This is a genomic window from Sphingomonas sp. S-NIH.Pt3_0716, from assembly GCF_003950715.1.
Taxonomy (GTDB): Bacteria; Pseudomonadota; Alphaproteobacteria; order Sphingomonadales; family Sphingomonadaceae; genus Sphingobium; species Sphingobium yanoikuyae_A.
Window position 1 is genome coordinate 1 of the sequence record NZ_QLJK01000121.1, and the last position, 828, is coordinate 828.

Genomic DNA, 828 nt, shown 5'->3' on the forward strand with positions numbered 1-828 from the left:
GCTCCCCCACGCTTATCGCAGCGTGCCACGTCCTTCATCGCCTGTACATGCCAAGGCATTCACCAGATGCCCTTACCTCACGCTTGAGAGTCCACACCACCAACGACAATACTGGGTAGCATTTGCCATTAGCTGTATCGGTGTGGTTATTAAACTCAGCCAGATAATCTTGTGTGTACAACATCGCTCGCTTTCCGGATGCTTCCTTGCGGAAACACCAAAAACCAAACCATGTCGCCACGGCATCGATTAAAAAACCCATTCACAATGTCAAAGAGGCTCGCTTGTGCGAGCCATATCACCAGCCTTGGCTGGTAAACCGCTATCTTCATCAACTAGAGTATGTGGTTGGCCATAGGGCGCCCCTCGCTTGCGCTCGGGATTTTTGCGGGAAAATGTCCCCCGGACATTTTCTTGAACCGCAAAAATGGTGGAGCCTATCGGGATCGAACCGATGACCTGATGCTTGCAAAGCAACCGCTCTCCCAGCTGAGCTAAAGCCCCTCACCAAATGCTGGTGGGCCGGGGAGGAGTTGAACCTCCGACCTCACGCTTATCAGGCGTGCGCTCTAACCACCTGAGCTACCGGCCCAGCTGCCAAATCAGGCTGCGTTAGCAGCCAGAGGCGCTTGAGCCTGCTCAGCTATCAACGCAGCTGAACTGCGCTAATCTCTAGTGATGAAGGGACATGAGGACGGCGGCTATGTTCTTTGGAAATGACGAAGCTCTTTCAGTGTCTAGCACTGACGCTTTCGTCACGATCCTTAGAAAGGAGGTGATCCAGCCGCAGGTTCCCCTACGGCTACCTTGTTACGACTTCACCCTACG

Annotated in this window: 2 tRNA genes and 1 rRNA gene; all 3 read right to left on the reverse strand. The window is 53.5% G+C overall.

The annotated features are described in order from the left end of the window. Positions 1-428 precede the first annotated feature (428 nt). Positions 429-504: transfer RNA gene (locus BRX37_RS26350), tRNA-Ala, on the reverse strand. An 11-nt stretch (positions 505-515) separates the two neighbouring features. Beyond that, positions 516-592 (reverse strand) — tRNA-Ile (locus BRX37_RS26355). 176 nt (positions 593-768) lie between these two features. Further along, positions 769-828: ribosomal RNA gene (locus tag BRX37_RS27170) — 16S ribosomal RNA — on the reverse strand; the annotation flags it as partial.